This is a genomic window from Mesorhizobium sp. M8A.F.Ca.ET.021.01.1.1 (assembly GCF_003998025.1).
Classification (GTDB): Bacteria; Pseudomonadota; Alphaproteobacteria; order Rhizobiales; family Rhizobiaceae; genus Mesorhizobium.
Window position 1 is genome coordinate 1 of sequence record NZ_RZSJ01000337.1, and the last position, 6,582, is coordinate 6,582.

At 64.6% G+C, this 6,582-nt stretch carries 7 protein-coding genes; 5 read left to right on the forward strand and 2 right to left on the reverse strand.

The window, feature by feature from the left end:
- A partial coding sequence (locus EOA36_RS22920) for a MaoC family dehydratase (protein WP_189553315.1) occupies positions 1-278 on the reverse strand: 278 nt, incomplete at its 3' end.
- Positions 279-317: 39 nt separating this feature from the next.
- Positions 318-1,133 carry an SDR family oxidoreductase gene (locus EOA36_RS22925; protein WP_127279540.1) on the reverse strand — a complete coding sequence of 272 codons (816 nt, stop codon included), beginning with the start codon at positions 1,131-1,133 and terminating at the stop codon, positions 318-320.
- Between the two features lie 122 nt (positions 1,134-1,255).
- On the opposite strand from EOA36_RS22925, the gene EOA36_RS22930 reads away from it, so the two are divergent.
- The 5 genes from EOA36_RS22930 to EOA36_RS22950 all read left to right on the forward strand — a co-directional run.
- A complete protein-coding gene (locus EOA36_RS22930; RefSeq protein WP_127279541.1) occupies positions 1,256-2,497 on the forward strand; it encodes an acyl-CoA dehydrogenase family protein in 1,242 nt (413 codons plus the stop codon).
- A gap of 57 nt (positions 2,498-2,554) precedes the next feature.
- Complete coding sequence (locus EOA36_RS22935) at positions 2,555-3,592, forward strand: zinc-binding dehydrogenase (RefSeq protein WP_127279542.1); 1,038 nt, start codon at positions 2,555-2,557, stop codon at positions 3,590-3,592.
- A gap of 187 nt (positions 3,593-3,779) precedes the next feature.
- A complete protein-coding gene (locus EOA36_RS22940; protein WP_127279543.1) occupies positions 3,780-4,946 on the forward strand; it encodes a glycosyltransferase 87 family protein in 1,167 nt (388 codons plus the stop codon).
- On the forward strand, positions 4,939-5,922 hold the full coding sequence (locus tag EOA36_RS22945; protein WP_127279544.1) for a glycosyltransferase family 2 protein: 984 nt from the start codon (positions 4,939-4,941) through the stop codon (positions 5,920-5,922). The genes EOA36_RS22940 and EOA36_RS22945 overlap by 8 nt, the downstream gene beginning before the upstream one ends.
- The coding region (locus EOA36_RS22950; RefSeq protein ID WP_145969264.1) for a ChbG/HpnK family deacetylase at positions 5,919-6,582 on the forward strand (664 nt) is incomplete at its 3' end. The genes EOA36_RS22945 and EOA36_RS22950, both read left to right, overlap by 4 nt.

The following is a 6,582-nucleotide window of genomic DNA, read 5'->3' on the forward strand; positions in this document are numbered from 1 at the left end:
CCATGGTTGACGCCCATCTTGCCGTTTTCCAGCGGCGGCATGGTCTCGAAGGTCATGGCCGACAGCAGCGACAGCGACAGGAAGCCATGCGCGATGGTGCCGCCGAACGGCGTTTCGCGCTTGGCCCGTTCCGGATCGCAGTGGATGAACTGATGGTCGTCGGTGGCGTCGGCGAACTGGTCGATCATGCGCTGCGTGACCACCCGCCAGGGTGAAACGCCGACCTCCTTGCCGACACTGGCCAGAAGCACATCGAGACTGATCGGTTCCACGCTCATGTCCTCCAGTTCACCTCCGGCTTCTGCGGCCGGAAAATGTCATTCCTTGAACAAGGTCAACCCATGCTGCACCGACTGCCCGCCGTCGATCGGCAGAATGGCGCCAGTGACATAGCTGCCTGCACGACTGCACAAATAGAGCGTTGCGCCGGCAATGTCATCCGGTGTGCCGATGCGGCCGATAGGGACATGGCTGCCGACATGCCTGGCCTGTTCGTCCGTGCCGGTGGCGAAGGCCGTCATGCGGCTCTGGAAGGGGCCTGGTGCGAAGGCGTTGACGGTGATGCGGCGGGCGGCGAATTCGAGCGCCAGCGTGCGCGTCAAATGGTGAACCGCGGCCTTGGAGGCGGTGTAGGAATAGGCGTCGTCGGCCAGCGCCTGCGTGCCCATCACCGAGCCCAGATTGATCACCCGGGCCGGATCGGCGTCGCTGGCAGCGGCATCGAGCAGCGGCAGCAATTCGCGGGTCAGATGGAAGACGGCGGTGACATTGACGCCGAACACCTTGGCCCAGGCGTGGTAGGGAAAACTTTCCAGCGGCGCGCCCCAGGACACGCCGGCATTGTTGATCAGGATATGCAGTTCTTTGGTCCGCGCCCTGACCTCGCCGACCAGGGCGGCAATGCCAGCCTCGCTGGAAACGTCGCCGGCAAAGCCTTCCGCCCGGCCCGGGGCGCCAAGTCCGTTCAATTCGCCGGCGACCTTGATGCAGTCCTCGCCCTTGCGCGAGGCGATCATCACGCTGGCGCCGGCCTTGACCAGCGCGGTTGCCGCCATGCGGCCGATGCCGGTCGCCGCTCCCGTTACCAGCGCGGTCTTGCCGGCAACCGAAAACAGCTCGTCCAGGTGGCTCATCCAAATTCTCCGCGCCGTTGCCCCGCCCGCGGGCAAAACAGTTCGCGTTGACAAGGCTATCCGAAGTACGGTCATCCTTGCCACGGATAAAATGCCTGGCGTGCATGAAGGGTTAGCGACCGATGACGCAGATGAATCTCGGCATGACCGAGCGGCTGAAGCCGATCCACGCACGCGTCGCGGCCATGGTGCGCGACGAGATCATGCCGCTTGACAAGGAATTCCTCGGCGAAGTCGGCAAGGCCGGCGACCGCTGGGTCTACAGCAAGCGCCAGAGCGAGATTCTCGAAGGGCTGAAGAAGACCGCGCGGGAACGCGGCCTGTGGAACTTCTGGCTGACCGGTTCGGAACGCGGCTACGGCCTGTCCACCGTCGAATACGCCTATCTGGCCGAGGAGATGGGCAAGGCACATCTCGGCGCCGAAACCTTCAACTGCTCCGCGCCCGACACCGGCAATATGGAGGTTCTGGAACGCTACGGTTCGGCCGAGCACAAGCGGGAATGGCTCGAGCCGCTGCTGGACGGAAAAATCCGCTCGGCCTATCTGATGACGGAGCCGGATGTCGCCTCCTCCGACGCCACCAACATTTCCATGCGCTGCGAGCGGCAGGGCGGTGACTATGTGCTCAACGGCGAGAAATGGTGGGCGTCGGGCGCCGGCGATCCGCGCTGCGCCATCTATATCGTCATGGTGCGGACCGGCGGCGATGAAGAGCCGCAGCATCGCCGCCATTCGATGATCCTGGTACCCTCGGCCACGAAAGGCGTGACCAAGGTCCGCGCCATGCAGGTCTATGGCGACGATGACGCGCCGCACGGCCACATGCATCTTCGCTTCGACAATGTGCGGGTATCGGCGTCGAACCTGATCCTCGGCGAGGGCAGGGGTTTCGAGATCGCGCAAGGCCGGCTCGGGCCGGGCCGGATCCATCATTGCATGCGCGCCATCGGCCAGGCCGAGATGGCGCTGGAAATGCTGTGCCAGCGTTCCGTGCGCCGCGAGGCCTTCGGCCAGAAGCTGGCGAAACTCGGCGCCAATTTCGACATCATCGCCGAATGCCGGATGGAGATCGAAATGGCCCGGCTGCTCTGCCTCAAGGCGGCGTGGATGATCGACCAGGGCGACGCGCGGGCCGCGGCCCCCTGGATCAGCCAGATCAAGGTCATCGCGCCACGCGTGGCGCTCAAGGTCACCGACGAGGCGGTGCAGATGTTCGGCGCAAAAGGCATCAGCCAGGACACGCCGCTCGCGCGCTCGTGGACGCATCTGAGGACGCTGCGCCTCGCCGACGGGCCTGACGCAGTCCATCGCCGCCAGGTGGCGCGGACGGAGCTGAAGAAATACACGCAGGAGAAGGTCTGAGCGGCAGTTAGGCTGGCCACATACGGTTCTTCCCGCGGCAACCAAGGAGTGTCACTGATGACAATCCCCTCCGAAATGAAGGCGCTGCTCCTGGTGGGCGACGGTTATACCAGGACACCGAGCGGCAGTGCGCTCGAGGCGATGGAGCCGTATCTCGAGCCGGGAAGCATCGCCGTGCCGGCGCCCGGACCGAGCCAGGCGCTGATCAAGGTCAGTCTGGCTTCGATCAATCCATCGGATGTCGCCTTCATCAAGGGCCAGTACGGGCAGCCGCGCGCCAAGGGCCAGCCGGCGGGCTTCGAAGGTGTCGGCACAGTCGTCGCGGGCGGGGAGGAGCCCTATCCCAGGAGCCTCATCGGCAAGCGGGTCGCCTTCGCCACCGGTCTCAGCAATTGGGGCTCGTGGGCTGAATATGCGGTCGCCGAGGCGGCGGCCTGCATTCCGCTCCTCGATACGGTGCGCGACGAGGATGGCGCCGCGATGATCGTCAATCCGCTGACCGCGATCGCCATGTTCGACATCGTCAAACAGGAAGGCGAGAAGGCCTTCATCATGACCGCAGGCGCCAGCCAGCTCTGCAAGCTGATCATCGGCCTGGCCAGGGAGGAGGGGTTCCGGCCTGTTGTCACCGTGCGCCGCGACGAGCAGATCGCGCTGCTGAAAGAGCTTGGCGCGGCGCGTGTCCTCAACGAAAAGGCGCCGGATTTCGAGACCACCCTGCGCGAGGTGATGAAGGCCGAACAGCCGCGCATCTTCCTCGATGCGGTCACCGGGCCGCTGGCTTCGGCGATCTTCAATGCGATGCCTAAACGGGCGCGCTGGATCATCTACGGCCGGCTCGATCCCGAGGCCACGGTCATCCGCGAGCCCGGCCAGTTGATCTTCCAGCACAAGCACATCGAGGGCTTCTGGCTGAGCGAATGGATGCGTCAGTTCCGCGATCGCCGTGGTCCGGCGATTCTCGAGGCGCAGAAGCGGTTTTCCGATGGACGCTGGTCGACCGACGTGACGGCGGTCATTCCGCTGGCCGAGACAATGGCGCGCTTGCCGGCGGAACTGGCCAAGCCCAACGGCAAGGTTTTCATCCGGCCTTGAAACGGTGACCTTGCTCTCGATGGTCGACACATTCACGTGTCCGGCTGCCATCGGACCGGCCGGATCGCCGCTTGCGCCATCGACCCCCCTATGCCGCGCCGCTTTGTCCGTGATATGCCGCCGCCATCGAATGCCGGGACGACGCCAGGCTAAGGCGTCTCCCCCCAATGGCGTGCGGGGTGTATTGATGACGATTTCCAAGCCGGTTTTCGACCGTTTGGGGCTGAGCCTGTGGGTCGGGGCATTCCTGGTCGTCCTCGGGATGGTGCTATGGTCGCCCTACACGCGCACGGTGATGCAGGCCTACGGATTTGGCAGCGAGGCGTTCCTCAGCGGCCAGCCACTGTACAATCTCCAGTCCGAGATGGGCTATCTCTACGCGCCGGCCTTTGCCGCGCTCTATGTTCCGGTGCTGAAGCTCGGTCCGCATCTGGGCGGACTGGTGTGGCACGTACTGGGGTTTGCGGTGCTCACCTTCGCCGCGATGCGCCAGGTGCGCAAGCTCGGTGGCGGGGAATTGACGTGGCTGCTTTCCTTCGGGCTCTTCCTTGCCTTGCCGATGGCGCTGGGTGCGATCCGCAACGGCCAGGCGACGATCCTCCTGACCGGCGCCTGCTGGCTCCTGACCCTGTCGGCGCTCGAAGGGCGGCGCGCCGAGACCTTCTTCTGGGCATCGGTCGCCATCATTGCCAAACCGACCGCGATCATCATGCTTTTGTTGGTGGGAGCCCTGCGCCTGCGGCTGATACCCGTGCTCGTGCTGGCGGTGCTGTTCGTGCTCGCCATTCCATATGCTTTCGCACCTGCCGGCTACCTCAACGAGCAGTACGGTGATTTCGCCAGCATGCTGACCTCCATGGCGGTCGACAAGTCCGGCCATTTTGTGCCCACCGACTTCACGGCGCCTTTCACGTCGGCAGGCCTACCCATGCCTGAATTCGCCGCCACGATCGTGCGTGTCGTCGTGGCATTGCTTACGCTATCGACCGTTCTCTGGTTCGACCGCAAGCTCCAGCCTGGAATGGCGGGACTGGCCATCTTCCTGACGGCCGCCTTCTACATGTGCGTCTTCAATCCGCGCGTCGAGCCAAATACCTACGCCATGATCGCGGTGCCTGCCGGCCTCGCTATCGCCACACTGTGGCGGGACGAGCGTGGCGGCGTCCTGGCTTCGGTGCTGTCGATGGTATTGTTCGTCACAGGTTTGACGGGCGTCGAGCGCCACATGCATGATTTCTTCTTCCCCTGGTTCCGGCCGCTCGCGGTCACCTTCATCGTCTGTCCGCTGATCTGGTGGTTCTGGGCCAAGGCGAGCGAAAAGATGGCGAATGTCGGACCCGTCGCACATGGCTGAGTTGCGTCAGAAACTCGATATCGTGGCGCCCTTCTTCAACGAGGCGCAATCGGCGTCGGCCTTTGCCGCGCTGCTCGACAGGCTCGAGGAAGCGGTATCAAGCCGTTTCGGCATGGCCGTCCACAAGATTCTGGTCGACGACGGCAGTCGCGACGATGGCGCCGAACGGTTTTCGCTGGCGCTGTCGGGCTCCTGGGAGATCGTTCGCCTCAGCCGCAATTTCGGCAAGGAGGTCGCGGTGCTCGCCGGCCTCGACCAGTCGCGCGGCGACATGGTGCTGATCATGGATTCGGACCTGCAGCATTCCATGGACATCAGCCTGCAGATGATTGCCGAGTTGGTGAAGCATCCCGATATCGACGTCGTCTACGCCCAGAACGACCGGCGCGAGGCCAGCTGGCGGCGCAGCCAGCTGGCGAAGCTGTTCTATAGCCTGATCAACAGCAGCCAGCGTTTCGATATCCCCGAGAACGCGGGAGATTTTCGCGTCATGCGCGGTACCGTCGCGCGCGCGCTGACCAGCCTGCGCGACAAGCGGCGCTTCAACAAGGGCCTGTTCGCCTGGGCAGGCTTCCGCCAGAAAGCCATACCCTATTCGCCGGAAAACCGGGCTGTCGGCACGTCGAAATGGAGCCGGCTCAACCTGATCGCCTTTTCGCTGGAAGGCTTTACGTCGTTTTCCGTCATCCCGCTGCGCATCATCAGCCTGAGCGGCATGCTGGCGGCGCTGGCGGGCATCGTTTACGGCGCCAAGGTGTTCTTCGAAGTGATGTTCTACGGCATCGCCGTGCCTGGCTATCCCAGCCTGATGGTCGCCGTCGTCCTGCTGGGTGGCCTCAACCTGACCTTGCTTGGTTTGATCGGCGAATATGTCTGGGTCACGCTGTCGGAGAGCAAGGACCGGCCGGTCTACATCGTGCGCGATGTCGTGCGCAGCGACGTCTCGGACAGGCCGCCAGGCGCGTCCGGCATATGACGCGGCGCATTCGCCTGATCGCCGACGACTACGGCCTGGCGCCAGGGGTTTGCGCCGGAATTCTAGACCTGCTCGACCGGCGACGGCTGACCGGCACCAGCTGCATGACCAGTTTTCCGGAATGGGCCGGGGCGGCGGCGCGTATCAGGCCGTTGTGCGGCCATGCGGCGATCGGGCTGCACCTGACACTTACGGATCAGCCGGCCGTCACAGGCAAGTCGAGCCTGGCGCCCGAGGGCCGGCTGCCGCCGCTTCGTTCGCTCGCCCTGCCGGTCTTGCGCGGCCGGATCGACAAGCGCGATGTCCATGCCGAACTCGACGCGCAGTACAGTCGGTTCGTCGAGGCGCTCGGCCGCAAGCCCGACTTCATCGATGGTCATCAGCACGTGCATTTCCTGCCCGTCGTGCGCGGATGGCTGCGGGCGTATTTTCCCGACGCCGCCGGCAGGCCGGTGCTGCGCGGCGCTCCGGCGCTTGGCGATGCCGCCGTCGCACCGAAGATCGCGGCAATCGCTGCCGTGGCCGCCGGCTTCAATCAATCGATGCAGCGCGCCGGCTTTGCCGTTTGGAAGCCGCTCGCCGGCATCTACGACTGGCGGCAACCCGAAAGATTTGCGCCATTGCTGAAGGCCGCGGTCGAAGCGTTGCCGGACCATGGGC